This is a genomic window from Corallococcus exercitus (genome assembly GCF_003611585.1).
Lineage (GTDB): Bacteria > Myxococcota > Myxococcia > Myxococcales > Myxococcaceae > Corallococcus > Corallococcus exercitus.
Genome location: NZ_RAVW01000026.1, coordinates 1 through 17,185 on the forward strand (window position 1 = coordinate 1; position 17,185 = coordinate 17,185).

13 protein-coding genes are annotated in these 17,185 nt (G+C 68.8%); 5 read left to right on the plus strand and 8 right to left on the minus strand.

Annotated features, from left to right (window positions below; genetic code table 11):
• The first annotated feature begins 122 nt into the window (after positions 1–122).
• From D7W79_RS05600 to D7W79_RS05610, 3 genes are all read left to right on the plus strand, one after another.
• Complete coding sequence (locus D7W79_RS05600; RefSeq protein WP_171436265.1) at positions 123–1,076, plus strand: GGDEF domain-containing response regulator; 954 nt, start codon at positions 123–125, stop codon at positions 1,074–1,076.
• A gap of 46 nt (positions 1,077–1,122) precedes the next feature.
• The gene (locus tag D7W79_RS05605) at positions 1,123–2,784 is read left to right on the plus strand and encodes a sigma-54-dependent transcriptional regulator (RefSeq protein ID WP_120524291.1); all 1,662 of its coding nucleotides are present in this window, start codon (positions 1,123–1,125) and stop codon (positions 2,782–2,784) included.
• 113 nt (positions 2,785–2,897) lie between these two features.
• Complete coding sequence (locus tag D7W79_RS05610) at positions 2,898–3,716, plus strand: SDR family oxidoreductase (protein WP_120524292.1); 819 nt, start codon at positions 2,898–2,900, stop codon at positions 3,714–3,716.
• Here D7W79_RS05610 and D7W79_RS05615 read toward each other — a convergent pair.
• Positions 3,699–5,324, minus strand: coding sequence for a Na+/H+ antiporter (locus D7W79_RS05615; protein WP_120524293.1), 1,626 nt, complete (start codon positions 5,322–5,324; stop codon positions 3,699–3,701). The two genes, D7W79_RS05610 and D7W79_RS05615, sit on opposite strands and share 18 nt — an antisense overlap.
• Before the next feature lie 262 nt (positions 5,325–5,586).
• On the opposite strand from D7W79_RS05615, the gene D7W79_RS05620 reads away from it, so the two are divergent.
• The gene (locus D7W79_RS05620) at positions 5,587–6,153 is read left to right on the plus strand and encodes a tetratricopeptide repeat protein (RefSeq protein ID WP_120524323.1); all 567 of its coding nucleotides are present in this window, start codon (positions 5,587–5,589) and stop codon (positions 6,151–6,153) included.
• 93 nt (positions 6,154–6,246) lie between these two features.
• The gene (locus D7W79_RS05625; protein WP_120524294.1) at positions 6,247–7,383 is read left to right on the plus strand and encodes a 3-deoxy-7-phosphoheptulonate synthase; all 1,137 of its coding nucleotides are present in this window, start codon (positions 6,247–6,249) and stop codon (positions 7,381–7,383) included.
• On the opposite strand, the gene D7W79_RS05630 is transcribed toward D7W79_RS05625, so the two are convergent.
• The 7 genes from D7W79_RS05630 to D7W79_RS05660 all read right to left on the minus strand — a co-directional run bounded on the left by D7W79_RS05630 (position 7,373) and on the right by D7W79_RS05660 (position 17,143).
• Entirely contained in the window at positions 7,373–8,206 is an 834-nt protein-coding gene (locus D7W79_RS05630; protein ID WP_120524295.1) for a prephenate dehydratase, read from the minus strand. The genes D7W79_RS05625 and D7W79_RS05630 overlap by 11 nt on opposite strands.
• Positions 8,199–9,338, minus strand: a complete 1,140-nt coding sequence (locus D7W79_RS05635; protein WP_120524296.1) for a bifunctional chorismate mutase/prephenate dehydratase — start codon at positions 9,336–9,338, stop codon at positions 8,199–8,201. The genes D7W79_RS05630 and D7W79_RS05635 overlap by 8 nt, the downstream gene beginning before the upstream one ends.
• Before the next feature lie 154 nt (positions 9,339–9,492).
• Positions 9,493–14,112, minus strand: coding sequence for an RHS repeat domain-containing protein (locus D7W79_RS05640; RefSeq protein WP_158616894.1), 4,620 nt, complete (start codon positions 14,110–14,112; stop codon positions 9,493–9,495).
• Between the two features lie 202 nt (positions 14,113–14,314).
• Complete coding sequence (locus D7W79_RS05645) at positions 14,315–14,905, minus strand: DUF4291 domain-containing protein (RefSeq protein WP_120524298.1); 591 nt, start codon at positions 14,903–14,905, stop codon at positions 14,315–14,317.
• Positions 14,902–15,372, minus strand: coding sequence for an EVE domain-containing protein (locus D7W79_RS05650; RefSeq protein WP_120524299.1), 471 nt, complete (start codon positions 15,370–15,372; stop codon positions 14,902–14,904). Before D7W79_RS05650 ends, D7W79_RS05645 begins: the two co-directional genes overlap by 4 nt.
• Positions 15,373–15,388: 16 nt before the next feature.
• Positions 15,389–16,336, minus strand: coding sequence for a hypothetical protein (locus tag D7W79_RS05655; protein WP_120524300.1), 948 nt, complete (start codon positions 16,334–16,336; stop codon positions 15,389–15,391).
• A gap of 90 nt (positions 16,337–16,426) precedes the next feature.
• Positions 16,427–17,143: a hypothetical protein gene (locus D7W79_RS05660; RefSeq protein WP_208729642.1), complete on the minus strand. Its 717-nt coding sequence runs from the start codon at positions 17,141–17,143 to the stop codon at positions 16,427–16,429.
• Positions 17,144–17,185 lie beyond the last annotated feature (42 nt).

The window sequence follows — 17,185 nt, forward strand, 5'->3', positions numbered from 1 at the left end:
TGTTAGTTCCACATTTCATTCTCTTACTTATTCAGAGAGCTAGTCTCTCGTTCCAATAGCCTTAGCGTCGGCGGCGACAGATGCGTAAAAGAAACAGAAATGCTGGAAAGGAGGGGACGACGGTGGGCGTGAGGCGCAAGCAAGCGGGAAAGTCGGGCCAGCCTCCTACGGTGCTGCTGGTGGAGCCGCGTGCGGAGGACCTGGAGCGCACCCGGGCGCTCCTGGGCGAGGCGGGCTTCCGCGTGGTTCCCCTGACGCGCTTCGACGCGGCGGTGCCCCTCTTCGAGGTGATCCGCCCGGACGCGGTGCTGCTGGCCGCGCAGCCGCCTGACTACGCGGCGGTGCAGACGGCGCGGCGCCTGCGCCAGGTGGGCCGCGGCACGGTGCCGATGATGTACCTGGTGGATTCGCACGACCGGGACGCGTGGCGCTTCTGCGTGGAGAAGGGGCAGTGCGTGGACGTGGTGCCGCGCGCGGTGGACGGCGCGGAGCTGTCCATGAAGCTGCACGCGCAGATGCGGCTGAAGCAGTCGGTGGAGCGCGCGGCGGCCGGTGAAGAGGCCGGCACGGCGCTGGCGCTGCATGATCCGGTGACGGGGCTCTACAACCGGCCGTTCCTGCTGGCCCTCATCGGGCTGGAGGCCCGGCGGACGGAGCGCTACGGCGGGACGTTCTCGGTGGTGGCGGCGGAGGTGACGGGGTGGAGCGCGCTTCGAAAGGAGCACGGCAAGGGCATGGCGGAGCGGCTGCTCGTCTACAGCGCGGTGGTGCTGGGACAGACGGTGCGCGAGGCCGACGCGGTGGCGCGGGTGGGCGACAGTCAGTTCGCCATGCTGCTGCCGGGCACGCCCGCGGAGGCGATGCCGGAGGTGGTGGCGCGGGTGGAGGCGCGGTTCGAGGCCGCCCGTTTCCAGATGGAGGGTCGCGTGGTGCGCACGGGGCTGGAGCTGGGGGCGGTGAGCTTCCCGGACACGGTGGGGGCTCCCACCCAGCTGCTGGGCGCGGCACTGCAGACCTTGAGGCGTACACGCGAGCTTCGGCGGGCAGCCGGTCCGGCCCGCTTGATGTCGGTTTGATTCAGTTCACGAGGGTTTGATGCACAGGGCGAGCGGAGGCGTGGGGATGGATCGGATCGCGGTGCTGGTGGTCGATGATGAGGAGTCGGTGCGCACGTTCCTGTCCGAGCTCTTGGGCAGCTCGGGGTATCAGGTGCGCTGTGCGTCGAGCGGTTCGCAGGCGCTGGAGATGCTCTCCGGTGGCTCGTTCGACGCGGTGCTCCTGGACGTGGTGATGCCGGAGATGAGTGGCCTGGAGGTGCTGCGCCGCTACCGGAGCACGGGTGGCACGGCCCCGGTCATCGTGTTGAGCGCGCTGTCGGGCGCGGACGACGCGGTGCGCGCCCTGAAGATGGGCGCGTCCGACTATCTGGCGAAGCCCTTTGGCAACGACGAGCTGCAGGACGTGCTCGCGCGCGCCCTGGGGACCCGCGTGCCGGAGCGCCAGGCGACCGCGCCCGCGCCCCGCGTGGTGCTGACGCCCGCGGAGGCCGCGGCGGAGGCCCGCGTGCTCATCTCCACGTCGCCGTCCATGCGCCGCGCGCGTGCGCTGGTGGAGCGCATCGCGGACACGGACGTTCCGGTACTGCTGCTGGGTGAGTCCGGTACGGGCAAGGAAGTGATTGCCCGTGAGATCCACGCGCGCAGCCAGCGCCATGGCCGGCCGTTCATCAAGGTGAACTGCGCGGCGCTGCCGGGTGAACTGCTGGAGAGCGAGCTGTTCGGCCACGAGCGCGGCGCCTTCACGGGCGCCACGGCGGAGAAGCCGGGCAAGTTCGAGCTGGCGGATCAGGGCACCATCTTCCTGGACGAGATTGGCGAGATGGCCATCCGCCTCCAGGCGAAGCTGCTCCAGGTGCTGCAGGACGAGGAGTTCTTCCGCGTCGGTGGCAAGAAGAGCGTCCGCGTGGACAGCCGCGTGGTGGTGGCGACGAACCGCGACCTGGAGAAGGAGATCGCGCTCGGCAACTTCCGCGAGGACCTCTACTACCGCCTCAACGTGGTGGCCATCCGCCTGCCGCCCCTGCGCGAGCGCCGCGAGGACGTGGTCCCGCTCACCGACCACTTCCTGAAGAAGTACGGCAAGGGCTTCATGACGAATGTGTCCGAGCTGCCCTCCGAGGTGCTCCACGCGTTCACCGACTACGAGTGGCCGGGCAACGTGCGCGAGCTGGAGAACATGGTCCGCCGGCTGTGCGTGCTGAAGGACCCGACCCTGGTGCTGGATGAAATCCACGCCGGTGGCCGTACTCCGGCGAGCGCCCCGTCGCTGCCCACGTCGTTCGGGGGCGGGGACGAGTTCATCCCGCCGCCGTCGCGCCACATGGACGAGTCCGCCCGCGTCTTCGCGGCCCCGCCTGTCTCGCATGCGGCGGTGTCGAACTCCGGCGTGCAGGTGCTGGAGATGCCCTCGCGCGGCGTGATGATGACGCCGGCCCCGGTGGCGGAGGCCTCGCCGTTCAACGCGGTGACGCCGCAGCGCTACGCGAACCCGTTCGACGCGCCGCAGCCTCCGCCCCCGCCGCCTCCGGCCGGGGAGCTGTCGCTCAAGGACATCGGCAAGCGCGCGGCGATGCTCGCGGAGCGCGAGGCCATCCTCGCGATGCTCCAGCGCACCGCCTGGAACAAGCGCCGCGCCGCCGGCAAGCTGCGCATCAGCTACAAGGCGCTGCTCTACAAGATCAAGGAGTGCGGCATCATCGACCCTCGCGCGAGCGCGGAGTTCTAAGCCAGCCTTGAAGACGTGAGACGACGGCCCTTCTTCCGGATGACGGAAGGAGGGCCGTTCACTTTGGGGCCGGGCCTTGCGCGCAGCGGCCGTTGCCCGGTATCGCGGAGGGCATGACGGCTCCGCTCCTCCTGCTCGGCTGTGGCTACACGCTCACGCGGTTCGCGCTGACGGAGGCCCGCGCGGGCCGAGAAGTGCTGGCCACGACCCGGGATGCCTCCCGCCGCGAGGTGCTGGAGGGCGCGGGCGTCCGGGTGGTGTCGCTGGAGGATGCGCTGTCACGGGCCACCGGCGCGCACGTCGTGGACTCCATTCCTCCGGACGCCGGGTTGGATGCCCACCTCGCGCAGGCGCTGTCCCAAGCGCGTCCGTCCCGGTGCGTCTACCTGTCATCCACGGGCGTCTATGGCTCCGCTCGCGGGCACGTGGACGAGTCCACGCCGGTCGACACGACTTCGGCGACCTCCCGCGCGCGGCTGGAGGCGGAGGCCCTCTTCCTTCCGTTGGGCGCGAGCGTCCTGCGCATCGCGGGCATCTACGGCCCGGGGCGCGGCACGTCCGGACGGCTGAAGGCGGGCACGCTGCGCATCCCGGAGTCGGGTGGGGGCCGGCTGTCGCGCATCCACGTGGACGACCTGGTGGAGGCGGTGCGCGTGGTGCTCGAGCGCGGCGCTCCGGGCCAGGTGTACTGCGCGGCCGATCGCCGGCCCGCGACGCAGGAGGAGACGGCCTCCTGGCTCTGCCAGCACCTGGGCCTCCCCATGCCGCCACGCGTGCCCTTGGAGTCGCTGCACGAGTCCCTGCGCGGCGACCGCGCCATCAGCGCCGCGAAGCTGGAGGCCCTGGGCTGGACGCCGCGTTACCCGGACTTCACCACCGGCTTCCTTGCCGCGATGGAGGAAGAAGCGCGCGGCTCAGCCCTGCCCGGGTGATTCCGACCGGAGGATCTGCTGCAGGTCGAGCTCCGACCAGTCCAGCTCCTGCTCCACCTGTTGGAACGCCGCGTCCCCGATGGTGCCGTCCGCCCGGAGGTCCGCCAGACGCTTGCGCCCCGCCGCCATCGCGGAGCGCACCATGTCCGCGTCCGCGGTGGGCGGTCCCCAGGGGGAGCTGGGGCCTGCCTGCGTCCCCGTGCTCGAGAGGGAATGCTCGTCCAGGAGCTGCCGCGCGCGCCGCAGCTGCAGCTCGTACCTCCGCCGGACCAGGGTCGCCATCTCCGTCGTGCCCGGAGCTTCCTGCGCGGCTTCCAGCCCCGCGCGCAGTGTCTCCACCCGGGCGAACCGCACCTCGTGGTCCACCTCGTCGTCGTCTTCCAGCTTCAGCCGCGTCATCAGGGGCCGCAGCGTCATGCCCTGCACCACGAGCGTCCCCAGCACCACCGAGAAGGAGGTGAAGAGGATGAGGTCCCGGTAGGGAAAGGCCGCGACACCGTCATGCCCCGTGGGCAGTGCCAGCGCCGCCGCGAGCGTCACGATGCCCCGCATCCCGCACCAGCCCACCAGCACCGCCGCGCCGGATGAGAGCGTGACGGGAGTGGCCTTCGACTTGCGCTGCCTCCAGCGGGTGAACGCCCCCGCGCCCATCACCCAGGCGAAGCGCGCGAGGATGGCCGCGCCCGTCACGACGCCCGCGATCGCCCCGTACTCCAGCCACGTCTCCCGGTCGAAGCGCGCGACGATGGTCTTCAGCTGGAAGCCCACGAGCACGAAGGCCAGCACGTTCAACACGAACGTCGCCACCTCCCACACCGCGTAGGACGGGATGCGGATCCGCGCGGGCGTCATCGTGGAGGCCGTCCGGGAGATGGTCATCGCGTAGATGACCGTCGTGAGGATGCCGGACAGGTGCAGCCGTTCGGCGAGGATCCACACCGCGAACGTGCTGCCGAACTGCGTGATGACCGCCGTGGAGACGTCCTCCACGAGGAAGTTGATGCGCAGGCTCACCCACGACAACACGACGCCCAGCAGCACGCTGCCCACCGTGACGATGAGCAGCGTGGGCACCGCGCTCCAGCCCAGCACGCCGCCCGCGGCCATGGTTCCCAGCGCGAGCCGGTAGATGAGCAGGGCGCTGGCGTCGTTGAACAGGCTCTCGCCCTCCAGGATGACGAGCAGCCGGTGCGGGGGCTTGAGCTGCTTCAGCACCGCCGTGGCCGCCGCCGCGTCCGGAGGCGCGACGATGGCGCCCAGCGCGATGGCCGCGGCCCAGGGCATGCCGGGCACCATCCATCGCACCGCCACCGCGACGGCGATGACCGTGAGCACCACCGCGCCCAGGGCGAGCCCCGCCACCGGCCGCCAGTTCGCGCGCAGGTCGCGGGGAGACGCGTCGAACGCCGCGTCCAGCAGCACCGGCGCGACGAACAGGGTGAGCGCCAGCTCCGGATCCAACACCAGCTCCGGGCTTCCCGGCACCAGCGCCAGCACCGCCCCCGCCAGCGCCACCAGCGCGGGGTAGGGCGTGCCGAGCCGCCGGGACAGCGCCGCCAACCCCGCGCCTCCCAGCAACAGCCCGATGACGATCTCGAACACCAGCATGAAGGCCTCGCGGAGGAGTCCACCCGGACGTCCCTTGCGACCTAGCGCAGGAGGGGCGGTCGCGGACAGTGGCGAATTCCGGACGGCGGAAACAGGCGTCCCGTGGGAGGCCGCCTGCGTCATCAGCGGATCGCGATGGATGCCATCAGCCGGGATCGGGGCGCACCTTTGCGGCGCGTGGGCCCCGGGTGTCAGGCTTGCGCCTTTCGGGCCGCTTGGAAGCGCGCGGCCTTGCGAACCCTGCCCGATGGGGGAACCGAAGATGTCCAGGTCGTTGCTGTTCGCGGCGTTCAACGAGGGCGTCCACCGTTCCATGGCCGGCAACCACGAGGCCGCGGTCCAGTCGTTTGATCAGGTCCTGGCCGTGGATCCGCGCCACTTCCCCGCGCTCACCGCGAAGTCCTTCGCCCTCAAGCAGCTGGGGCGCACCGAGGAGGCCCTGAAGGGCTTCCAGCGCGCCATCGAGCTGGATCCGAGCGCGGCCGATCCCCACCGCGAGGCCGCGCTCTGCCAGCTGGAGCTGGGCGAACCGGAAGCCGCTGCCCTCCTGATGGAGCGGGCGGTTCAACTCAACCCCACCCCCGGGTACCGCGAGGCCGCCGCCATCGAGGTCTACCACCTGGGTAACGCGCTGCTGACCCAGGGCCGGCGGCCGGACAAGGCCCGCTACCGCCTGGCCCGTCAGGTCTTCGAACTGGCGCTGGAGCTGTCGCCCGCCTACGTGGAGGCGGCCAAGGCCCTGGCGGACGTCTGGGAGCACCTGGGCGACCCTACCCAGCGGGAGCACTACACCCAGCTGGCGACCCGGCTGCGCCCCGCCTCCTCCTGAGGCCGCTGGCATCAAATTTTTACAAAAGCGGAGGGAAAGGGCGGGGGGCCGGTGTTGAATACCGAGCGGCCCCCCACCAGGAGAACCCTTCGCATGATCGTGATGCTCGAGCCGGATTCCCCGGAATCCGTCGTGAACGCCGTCCTCCAACTTGCTTCGCAGTACGAGGGCGTCACCCCGCGTGCCCACGTGGTCCAGGGCGCCGAGTCCACCATCACGGAGTTGTACCTGCTGGGCTCCACCGCGCAGGTGCCGCTGGAGCCCTTCCAGCAGCTGCCCGGCGTGCGCCAGGTGGTCCGCGTCTCGCAGAAGTACCGCATCATCGGCCGGCACGGCGGTCAGCGCACCACGGCGGGCTTCGAGTACAACGGCGTCACCTTCGATGACCGCTCGGTGAACCTCTTCGCGGGCCTGTGCGCGGTGGACTCGCCGGAGAGCGTGGACGCGATGATGGCGGCGCTCGCCGGCTGCGGCATCACCACCACGCGCATGGGGGCGTACAAGCCGCGCACCAACCCGTACGAGTTCCAGGGCCTGGGCGCGAAGTGCCTTCCCTACGTCTTCGAGTCCGCGGGCAAGCACGGCATCAAGGTCATCGCGATGGAGGTGACGCACCCGCGCCACATCGACGAGATCAACGACGCGCTGAAGAAAGCGGGCAACTCCACGGGCGTGATGCTCCAGGTGGGCACGCGCAACGCGCAGAACTTCGAGCTGCTCAAGGTGATTGGCCAGCAGCGCACCTTCCCGGTGCTCTTCAAGCGCGGCATGGGCATCACGCTGGAGGAGTCCCTCAACGCGTGCGAGTACGTGGCGAGCGAGGGCAACCCCAAGATCGTCTTCTGCCTGCGCGGCGTGAAGACTCACCTGGGCGACCCGCACCGCAACATGGTGGACTTCGCGCACGTGCCGGTGGTGCGCCGCCTCACCCGCATGCCGGTGTGCGTGGACCCCTCGCACGCCATTGGCCGCGCGGAGGCCCCGCCGGACGGGCTGCCGGACATCTTCCACGCGATTGGCCAGGGGCTCATCGCGGGCGCGTCCATGGTGCTGGTGGACTTCCACCCGACGCCGGAGAAGGCGCTGTGCGACGGGCCGCAGGCGCTGCGCCTGGAGCAGCTGGGCGCGCTCCAGCGCTACACGAACATCGTGCGCGCCGCGTACACGGAGGCCGTGCGCAACGGCGATGGGACACAGGCCGGCGCCAAGGCCGCGGCCGTCAGTCGCTGAGCGCGTAGCTGCCCAGCACCCGGAGCGACGTGCACACGCTCCGGGCTTCGCTCAGGGCCGCCTTCACCGGCGCGGAGTCCTCCGCGCCGTCCACGTCCAGGCACCAGCGGTAGTCCCAGGCGCGCACTCCGCCGGGCCGCGCCTCCAGCCGCGCGACGTTCACCCCGTGCGTGGCGAAGGCCGTGAGCACGCCCGCGAGCGCGCCGGGGCCGTCGTCGAGCGTGAGCACCACGGACGTCTTCCACCGCGAGCCCAGGTGGGGCGGCACGGCCGGGCCCACCGCGAGGAAGCGGGTGGCGTTGTCCGCCGAGTCCGCGATGTCCTCCGCCAGCACCGTGAGGCCGTAGAGCTCCGCCGCGGTCCGGCTGGCGATGGCCGCCGTGCCCTCCAGGGCCTCCTGCGCCACGCGCCGCGCGGCCACGGCGGTGTTGGCTTCGGGCACGGGCTGGAGGTGGTGCTTTCGCAGCCAGCCTCCGCATTGCGCCAGCGCCTGAGGATGCGACAGCGCGCGCGTGAGACCTTCCAGCGTGCGGCCCGGCGGCGCGAGCAGGCAGTGGCGCACGCGCAGGCGCAGTTCACCGGCGATGGGCGGGGCGAACTCCAGCAGCAGGTCCACCACCTCCGCCACCGGCCCCGCGAGCGCGCTCTCCATGGGGACGACGCCGCCGTCCACCGTGCCCCGGGCCACGGCCTCGAAGACGTCGCGGAAGGTGGGGCAGGGGATGCGCGTCACCGAGGCGCCGAAGAAGGCGCCCGTGGCCTCGTCGCCGTACGCGCCGCGCTCGCCCTGGAAGGCGATGCGGCGGGGGGCGGCATCAGCCATCGACGGGCTCCGCTCGCGGGTAGGTCCCCAGCACGCGCAGCGACGACGTGAGCGGACGCAGGTCGTCCAGCGCGGCCGTCACCGCGGCGGACGCGGCGTGGCCCTCCACGTCCAGGTAGAAGCGGTATTGCCACGGCGCTCCCGGGATGGGGCGCGACTCCAGCTTGGAGAGGTTCACCCCGCGCTGTGTGAGCCGCTGCAGCACCTGGCCCAGCGCGCCCGGGCGGTGTTCCAGCACGACGAGCAGCGACGTCTTGCACGGCACGTCCGGCGCGAGCGGCGTGGGCTGGCGCCCCACCTCCACGAAGCGCGTGAAGTCCGAACCGGGCTGCAGGTCGCGGGCGAGCACCACGAGCCCGAAGCGGCTGGCCGCGGACTCGCTGGCGATGGCGGCCACCGTGACGTCATTGCGGTCCGCGACCATCTGCGCGGCCACGGCGGTGTCCGGTCCCAGCACGGCGCGGGCCCCAGGCACGTGCGTGCGAAGGAAGTCCTCGCACTGCGCCAGCGCCTGCGGATGGGAGAGCACCTCGCGCAGGTCCTCCAGCTTCGCGCCCTTCACGCCCAGCAGCCGGTGGTCCACCTGGCTCACCACCTCGCCGGTGATGACGGCGTCGCCCGCGGCGAGCACGTCGTAGACCTCGTTCATGCTGCCGGCGGTGGTGTTCTCGATGGGCAGGAGCAGCAGGTCCTGCGCGCCCTGCTTGAGGGCCTCCACGGACTGGCGGGCGGAGTCGAAGCCGGTGAGGAGCACGCCGCCCGGACGGTGGCCATAGCGCTGCCGGGCGGCCAGGTGGCTGTAGGAGCCCTCGACGCCGAGGTAGCCCACGCGCAAGGGCGTGGTGTCCAGCCGGGTCACCAGCGCCTGCTGGCGGGCCACGGACATGTCCAGGATGACGCGGTAGAGGCGCTCGACCTCGTGGGGATCCAGGCCGCGCTCCGCTGCCCGGCCGCGCAGCTTGCGCAGGAGCAGGTCCTCGCGCTGCGGGTCCCGGAAGGGCCAGGCCGTCACCAGCTTGGCGCGCGCCACGTCGTCGGCCAGGGCCATGCGCCGCTGGAGCGCATCGAGGATGTCGTCGTCGATGCGTTCGATTTGCGCCCGCAGGGTCTCCAGGGTGGGGATGTCCGCCATGGCCGGAACATAACAACTCGCTTCGGGGGAGCCGGACTTCTCTGGAGCGCTCGTCACATTGCCGGGCTCCACGTGAAGTCCAGTAAGGAGCAAGCCAACGAAGCCCTTGGGAAGCGGGCGCGCTCCTACCGCGCGCCACGCAACATGAAGGAACCTATCTGCGAGGCCACAAAGAGACTTCACGCCCAGGGTGCTCGTGATTCTGACCGTCTTTATCCCATTCATGGACATGAGGCGTCCGATGCCCATTGTGGCCGTAGTCGATATCGAGCTCTCGTTGCCCATTGGGACCGTACTTCCGTTCCCGTCTTCGTCCGACAATCCATTCTCCAGGTGGCCCCTTGTCGGGCACATCCTTCTCCTTTGAAAGAAGGATGCCCGCCATCCTGGTGGCCAGCACCAGGGGTGAACGCTCAAAGCTTTGGATGAGCTGAGCAAGCAGCCAGCTTCCAAATGCTGCTGTGGGTGGGTTGCTTTGTCCAAAGACAGTGACGACTGGCATCGTGGTGCCGGCCGGGAACGCTGGGATGGGTGCGCCCACAGGCAACGGAACCGGCAGCGGCAACACCATGGGCGACGGAGGAGGGGCGGGCAACGAACGTGGCAAGTCCGTCACTGGATCGGGTTCGCGACCATCTGGGTCAATATACGAATAAGGGTTGTTGTACGCATACGCGTAGCGGTTGAAGTTGACGCCGGTGTTCACATCCATCGTCACCGGGTCGTTGCTTAAGAACCGTCCCGCCACCGGGTCGTAATAGCGCTGCTGCATGTACGTCAGGCCGGTCGTGCTGTCGTTTACGTGCCCCGCGAAGCCAATCGTGGGCTGGGCTCCGGAGTGCGTCAGGCCATACGGCTCGTAGTAGGTGCGGTTCTGGATCGTGCGCGCCGAGTCCGTCCGCGCCACCACGCTGCCCAGGCCATCCGTGTGGATATAGGACACGCCGATGTCCGCAAGGAGCGTGCCGTTCAGGTACACGTACTTGCTCTCCACGGGCGCGGAGCTTCCCACCGTCGTGGTCCCGTAGAGCAGCTGGCCGTCCTGCGTGTAGAGCTGGAGCTGTGTCTGGTTGCTGCCGTCCGTCTTGACGATCTGGATGCGCCGACCCCGTCCGTCGTACGAATACGTCGCCTTCCCGGTGGCGGACGTCATGCGGTTGGCCAGGTCGAACGTATAGGCCTGCCCGCCCCGCTGCGTGATGTTGCCGTTGCCGTCGTAGCCGTAGCTGAAGCTGTACGGCGCCGCATTGCCGGTGACGCTGCTCAGGCGGTTGCGCGCATAGTCGATGTTGTGCGTGCTCGTGCGCGCCGTGGCACCCGCCGTCATCGTGGTCGAGATGATGTTGTCGAGCGCGTCGTTGTTGTACGTGACCGTGCCCCACAGGCCCGGCGCGCTGACGCTGTAGAGGCGGTCCAGCCCGTCATAGGCCATGTTGCGCGTGCTCACGCCCTGCTGCTGATCCGCGATGCCAATGACGTTGCCGTTCTCGTCGTAGCTGTAGACGTCGTTGAGCACGCTGGTGTCGCTGACCTGGCGGGGCAGGCCGCGCGTGTTCTGCATCATCGTGTGAACGAGCCCGTTGGCGTAGACGAACCCGGCGATGGCGCCATTGGGGTGATAGGTGATGTCGTTGGCGTAGTAGCTCACCACGGTCGGCTCCCCCAGGGCGTTGGGGCTGTAGGTGATGGCCGTGCGCGCCGTGTCCGGGTACGTCAACCGGGCCAGCGAGGCGTTGGCGTCGTAGGCGCGGTTGATGAAGTACGTCTTGCCGCCGTAGGTGAGCCGCTCCTCTTCCAGCAGCCGCCTGCGGTTGTAGGTGTTGGTCCAGGCCGCGCCGTTGGACGTGTTCGTCAGAGGAAGGCCGTCCGCCGTATAGGTCTGCGTGATGGACGGGCTGGCGTCTCCGAAGAGCGTGCTCGTCACGCGGTTCAACGCGTCATAGCCATACGTGACCTTCCGGGCCGCTGGGACGCTGGCGCTGTCACAGGTGCTCGTCGACGGCAGGGACAGTCCGGTGGCGCGCCAGGCGACGTTGCCTGCCGCGTCGTACGTCTGCACGGTGGCGCCGGTCTCCGGCTCGATGCTTTTGCACAGGCGCTGGTTGGCGTCATAGGCGTAGGTGCGCGTGGAGAAGACGCCGTCGACGCCGCGCGTGAAACCCGTCGTCTGCCCGAACACGTTGCGCGTGAACGTCGTCGTCAGGCCATACGGCTGGACGATGGTGGCCGGAGCCCCTTCGGAGGGCTGGTCCAGCGCCCAGAAGCGGGTGTCGGTCACCTGATTGCGGGCACTGGTCACGCGCCGCACGAAGCCATCCAGGTACTGGGTGGTGGTCGTCAGGTTGCCCAACTCGCTCGCGAGGGTGAGGCTGGTGACACGGCCCAGCGCATCGTAGGTGGTGCTGGTGCCGGCGGGGTTCTCACTGACGTCGTTGAGGGTGCGTTGCGCGTATGACTCGAAGGTGGGCTTGCCGTTGAAGTCGAAGCGGCGCAGGACCATGCGGCGCGTGCCCGCCTCGTTGGCGGCGTCGAAGGTGCGCGTCAGCTGCGGACGCAGCAGGGCATCCAGGTACGTCACCGTGCGCGCATTGCCCGTCGTCACCGTCTGGCGCCAGTGTCCGGCGGGCAGGCCGTACTCGGCGGAGCCGATGGGCTCCAGCACCATTGAGGTGGCGTTCCAGGCCACCGTGTCACTGGTGGGGTAGGTGATGAGGTTGAGCCGCCCCATCGCGTCGTAGCCGTAGCTGGTCATGAAGCCCGCGGCGTCGGTCGTGGACGTGATCTGGCCGATGCCGTTGATGACCGCGCTTTCGCTCGCGCCCGTGGGATGGCTGGTGTTCTGAGGCAGGCCGGCCTTGTAGTTCGAATACGTGGTCGTGGAGTTCCGGCCGTCCTTGCGGGTCGCCAGCGTGCCGTCCGGGTAGTACGTCAGCGTCTGTTCCAGGGCGCCAAACCGGCTGACCGTCGCCAGCGTCGCGGTGGCCGCGTCGTAGGTGTTCGCCTCCATCACCTTGCCCGTGCTGCTCTCGGTCACGGTGGCGACCTGACCCAGCACCCACTTCGCCAGGTTGTCGCTGTAGGTCGTCGTCTCGGTGCGGCTGTAGCCCAGGCTGCTGGAGCGGGTGACCGACGTGGGCCGCACGAGCGTGTCGAAGCCGTTCGCGGTCCACAGGAACGTCGCGTCCTGCTGGGTCACGGCCTGTGCGTCCACCGGCATGTAGCGTGCGAGCAGGTCGCCGTCACCCAGGTTGTAGCTGCCGGTGCCCGCGCGCGAGGGATAGGGCCCTGCGTCCGGCGCCCGGTAACGGAGGGTCCGGGTGCTCAGCGCGGTGGTGCCGTTCCAGCCGGTGTCGACCCGCTGCAACTGGCCTTCCGACACGTTGTAGCTGTTGCCAAAGATGTACCGCGTCCGCTCGCCGCGGGGGTCGGTCACCGTCACGATCTTGATGGACGGGCAGCCGGCGCCGCAGGGCTCCCAGCTGGCATTGGTCGGACCATAGTCATAGGTCCAGGCCATGTTGCTCAGCCCCGGGCCGGAGATGTCCTTGCGGGTCAGCGCATAGGTATCGAAATAGCGCGGCACCAACGCGAAGGTGGAGCCGTCCGGGTAGTTCCAACATTGCTTGTAGACGTTCGAACGGCCATGCGTGGTGGGCGTCAGCGTGAAGCTGCCGCTCGCGCCCGTCGGGTGCCGCATGGTGCCGGTGACGGCGTAGGAGTTGAGGTTCGCCGGGTAATCACAGCTGGGGCCGCCCAGGTATTGGAGGTCCTGGAACAGCGGGTCCGTGCCGCTGAACTGCCAGCTGGTCCCATCCGGGAGGGCCACTTGGTTCAGGTCGGGAACCCCCTGGCTCGTCGCGCGATAGCTGTACGTCCAGGTGCGAACCCCGTCCGTGACGGAGGTGATGACCTTGGGGCTGCTGGCATTGCCATAGAACAGCCGGAGCACGCGCCCGTCGCTGGCGCTGATGGTCGTGACGTTCTCGGGATTGGCGGGGTCGTAGGTGTATTGCACCGTGTTGCCAAAGCGATCGGTGATCAGCGTGGGGAGCAGCCAGACTTCCACCCGGTCGAGATAGGGCTGGGCGGCGGCGGCGCGGAGGAAGCCCGCAGGCTTGCTCAACGACTTCGCGCGGTACGTCACGAGCTGGTCGAAGCGGTACTTCGTCCCCTCTGGGGAAACCACCAGAAAGCCCTCCCCGTCGGTGGTGCTGTTGGCGAGGGTCGACAGGCAGCTCGCTGACCAGAACTTGCTCGTGACAACCGGGTAGCTGTCGACAGGTCCTGGCGCGAGGGTGTTGTCGGGGCTGCGCCGCAGCAATTGCTGCTCACCTTCGCCGGGGATGTAGAGGGAGTTGCCCTGCCAGAACTCTTCCGGCTCCCAATGGCCGGAGTTGTTGGCTCCCAGGGCCGGCGGAGGCGCGCCGAAGCTGCTACAGCGCGCATATGTTCCGTCGGCAGCCTTCCAGCCGTCCCGCGTGGAGAACGTTCCGCGGATGTGGGGAATATCCAGCAGCCACCTGCCGAACGGCCGCGCGCTCAACCCGGGAATACTGGTGATCAACCGGCGTCCGACGGCGACTGGCAGCTTGCTGTTGCCGGGCAGGCTGACGTCGGTCTGCGTGAATTCCAGCCGCCCACTGTAGAGATTGACCTGATCGCCAAACAGGTCGGTGCCAATGGCAGTCACCGCGTTGGGCGCCTTCACGGCCTTCGACAGTTCGGCGTACGTCGTGGTCTGGGCCTGTGCCATGGCCGCGTACAGGGTGAACATGGCGCAGACGGCATGACGTCTTCGGAGAGGGTTCAGCGCCGCCCGACACGCATGGAACAGCACACACAGAACCCGATACGCGAACATGCGTCAGCCCTTCATGGCTTGAGGATTGGCTCCACGGAAGGCCAGGAGGGGGAGGCCCACCGTTGTCAGGGCCTAACAACCCATCCTGGCGAAGCAGACATTCCCCGGACTGCCGTCACATTCCCAAACGGCGGGCGAGCTCCGGAGGCACCGGGTAGACGGACTCCTTCGGCAAGAGGCGCGTGGCCTGGTCCGCGCGGCCGTCGTCCAGGTGCTTGCGCAGCTTCTGGACCAGGGGCGTGAGGTCGGTGATGGACACGGTCCAGTCATCCACGAAGCGCTGGATGACGGCGCGGCTCAGGCCCACCTGGATGCTGTCGTGGGGCAGGCCCGCGCCGCGCAGCGTGCGCTCGGGGTCCCACTGGACGTGGACGGGCGCGGACTCGAAGGCTTTACGCCATGCGTCCGGGGAGCCGTGGGCCTTCGGCTCATAGCCGGTGAGGACGGCAGCGCCCAGTGCTTCTTCCCAACCCGAGCGTTTGATCCGCACCGCGAGCGTGCGCTCCTGGCCGCTTTTGCGGCCAAAGTTGGAGCGGTGCATGAGCCACAGGAGGCTGGGTTTGATCCACGTCATCCGGCCCACGGAGAACGGCGGGCCGAACTTCTGCTGCTTCACGGCCACGTCCGCGATGGCATCGGAGTAGGCCTGGTACATCACGATGGTGGCTCGGTCGAAGTCGGCGCGGACTTCGCGGGCGGCGCTCATGGGCGGGCTCGGGGCTTGGCCTTCGGCTTCGACGCTGGGGGCTTGGGAAGCTTCGTCTTGCCCATCTTCAGGACGAGCTCGAAGTGCTCTGCCGGAGTGGGCGTCACGCTGAGGCGGCTGCGGGTGATCAGCGGAAAGTCCTTGAGCGCGGGCGTGGCCTTGATGGTGGCGAGCGTCACCGGCGTGGTGAAGGCGACCACGGGGCCCACGTCCACGGAGGCCCAGTCCTCGCCGGGGGCGGTGGGGTCGGGGCCTGGCTTGGAGAGGACGCACGCCACGCCGACGACGGCCTTGTCCTCATTGGAGTGGTAGTAGAGGCACAGGTCCCCGGGCGTCATGGCCCGGATGTTGTTGCGCGCTTCGAAGCTGCGCACGCCCGTCCACTCCGTCCTGCCGTCCTCCTCCAGCTTCGCGTACGCGTAGACGGAGGGCTCGCTCTTGATCAACCAGTACCGCGGAGTCGCCATGGCGGCGCACCCTAGCTCAAGGAGGCGTCTCGCGCGCCTGCGCCGGAGCAGGCGGGGGCGCTGACTTCTGGAGCTCGAAGAGGTTCCGGAGCTGGGAGTCGTCCATGGCGGCGACTTCACTGCGGGTGGGATCCTCCTCCGTGTAGCCGACGCGCTGGGCGGCGTCGTCGAGTCCGGGGAAGAGCGTCCGCACCGCAGTCCAGGTGCTCCGGTCATCCTGCGCCAGTGAGCAGGGGAGGGGCGTCAGGATGCTGGCCGTCTGCCCCTGGACCCATGTTTCCGGCAGCTCGTTGAACGACAGGGCCGCGTTCCCAGGGATGCGCAGGGGCGAGGCCGTGTCCATGAAGCGGGTCATCACGGGCAGCGTGCGCACGACAATGCCAGTCAGCTGCGTCGGAGTGGAGCGTGTGGGCCGCCCGTAGGTGAGGGGCGACATGTCGATCTGCACGGCGCAGGTGTCCGGATGAACAGACAGCATGAAGGCATCGCCTTCCTGGATGTCGACGCGGAAGATGCGTGTGACGCCGATGCCAGGATCCCGCAGATAGATTTCGTGACGCCCGCTGGGGACCGGATAGGCGAGGTGCTGGCCAATGCGAAGCACCGGCTCCACGGGGGCATCATCCACGCGCAGGTCGAACTCCTGTCCAGGGGCCTTGTCGCTGACCACGACGTGGAGGAGGCCTCCGCTGTCGCGGTTGATGAACAGGACGCCGCCCACGGCCAGCACCGCGGCGAGGAGCCCGAGTGCGAGCTTCAGGGAGAACAGTGAGGAGGGCGTCCTGTCGGGCTCCGGCGTGAGCGGGGGAGGGGGTGGTGTGTTTCCTCCCAGCAACGTGTCAGCGGTCGGAAGCTTGGGCGCGAAGATGAGCGAGAGCCCCCATCGCACGAGGAGCACCACAACCAGGACGCCCAGGGCCTCCAGCGCGTTGCCGTCGATGATGAAGCGGATGAGCCGGACCATGGCTTCCCCCTGAAGTGGCGCGCTCCGCCCCTCCAGGACGTTTCATGACACGCCCTGTTTTGGACCGTCAAGAACCGGGGCTCGAAGCCGCTACTGCAACTCGAACGTGGAAACGAATTGCTGGAAGGGCTCGGTCTTCTCGCCGTCGCGCAGGTACAGGAGCTGGTACAGCCGCTCGTGCACCATGATGATGCGCAGTGAGACGCGCATGCGGCTGGAGGTCTGAATGGCCTCGATGTCAATGCCGGGGAAGGTTTCTCCGCTTCCCCTGGCGCCATTCACGATCACCCGCTCTTCGCTCAACTGCGTGAGCGTGTAGTCGGCCATCGTCTTGGCAAATGCCCTCCTCATGACTTCGTCGGCAGTCAGCCCATTCGTCACATGGATCGACTGCGCCACAACGACCCCCATGCTGCCGCCATTCTTGCCAATGGGTACGCTATAAATGATCGCCGTCGCGTTGCCGGCGGGTGTCTTCACCAGCCGTTCCTTCACGTTGGGCGTGGAGGGGAAGGCGACGCCGAACTTGCCTTGGGGCGAGGTCACCCAAGACCAGCCCTTTGGAATCACGACCTCGTCCGTGGCCTCTTCGGCCGTGACCTCCGCGGGGGAGGGCATGGCGTCGGGCACCTGGGGCGCGTCTTCTTCAATCGCTGGCAGATCGTTTGGAGCCGCCACCTGCTTCACGGCTTCCTGGGCCTCTACTTTCGCAGGGGCGGGCCTGACGGCAGGCGCCTGGGGTGCGTCCGCTCTGATGATGATGGGATCGCTGACGCAGGCAGCGGTGAGCGACAGCACGGCGGACACAGCCAGGGAATGGAGTGAGCGCATGTGATGCGAACACTACCA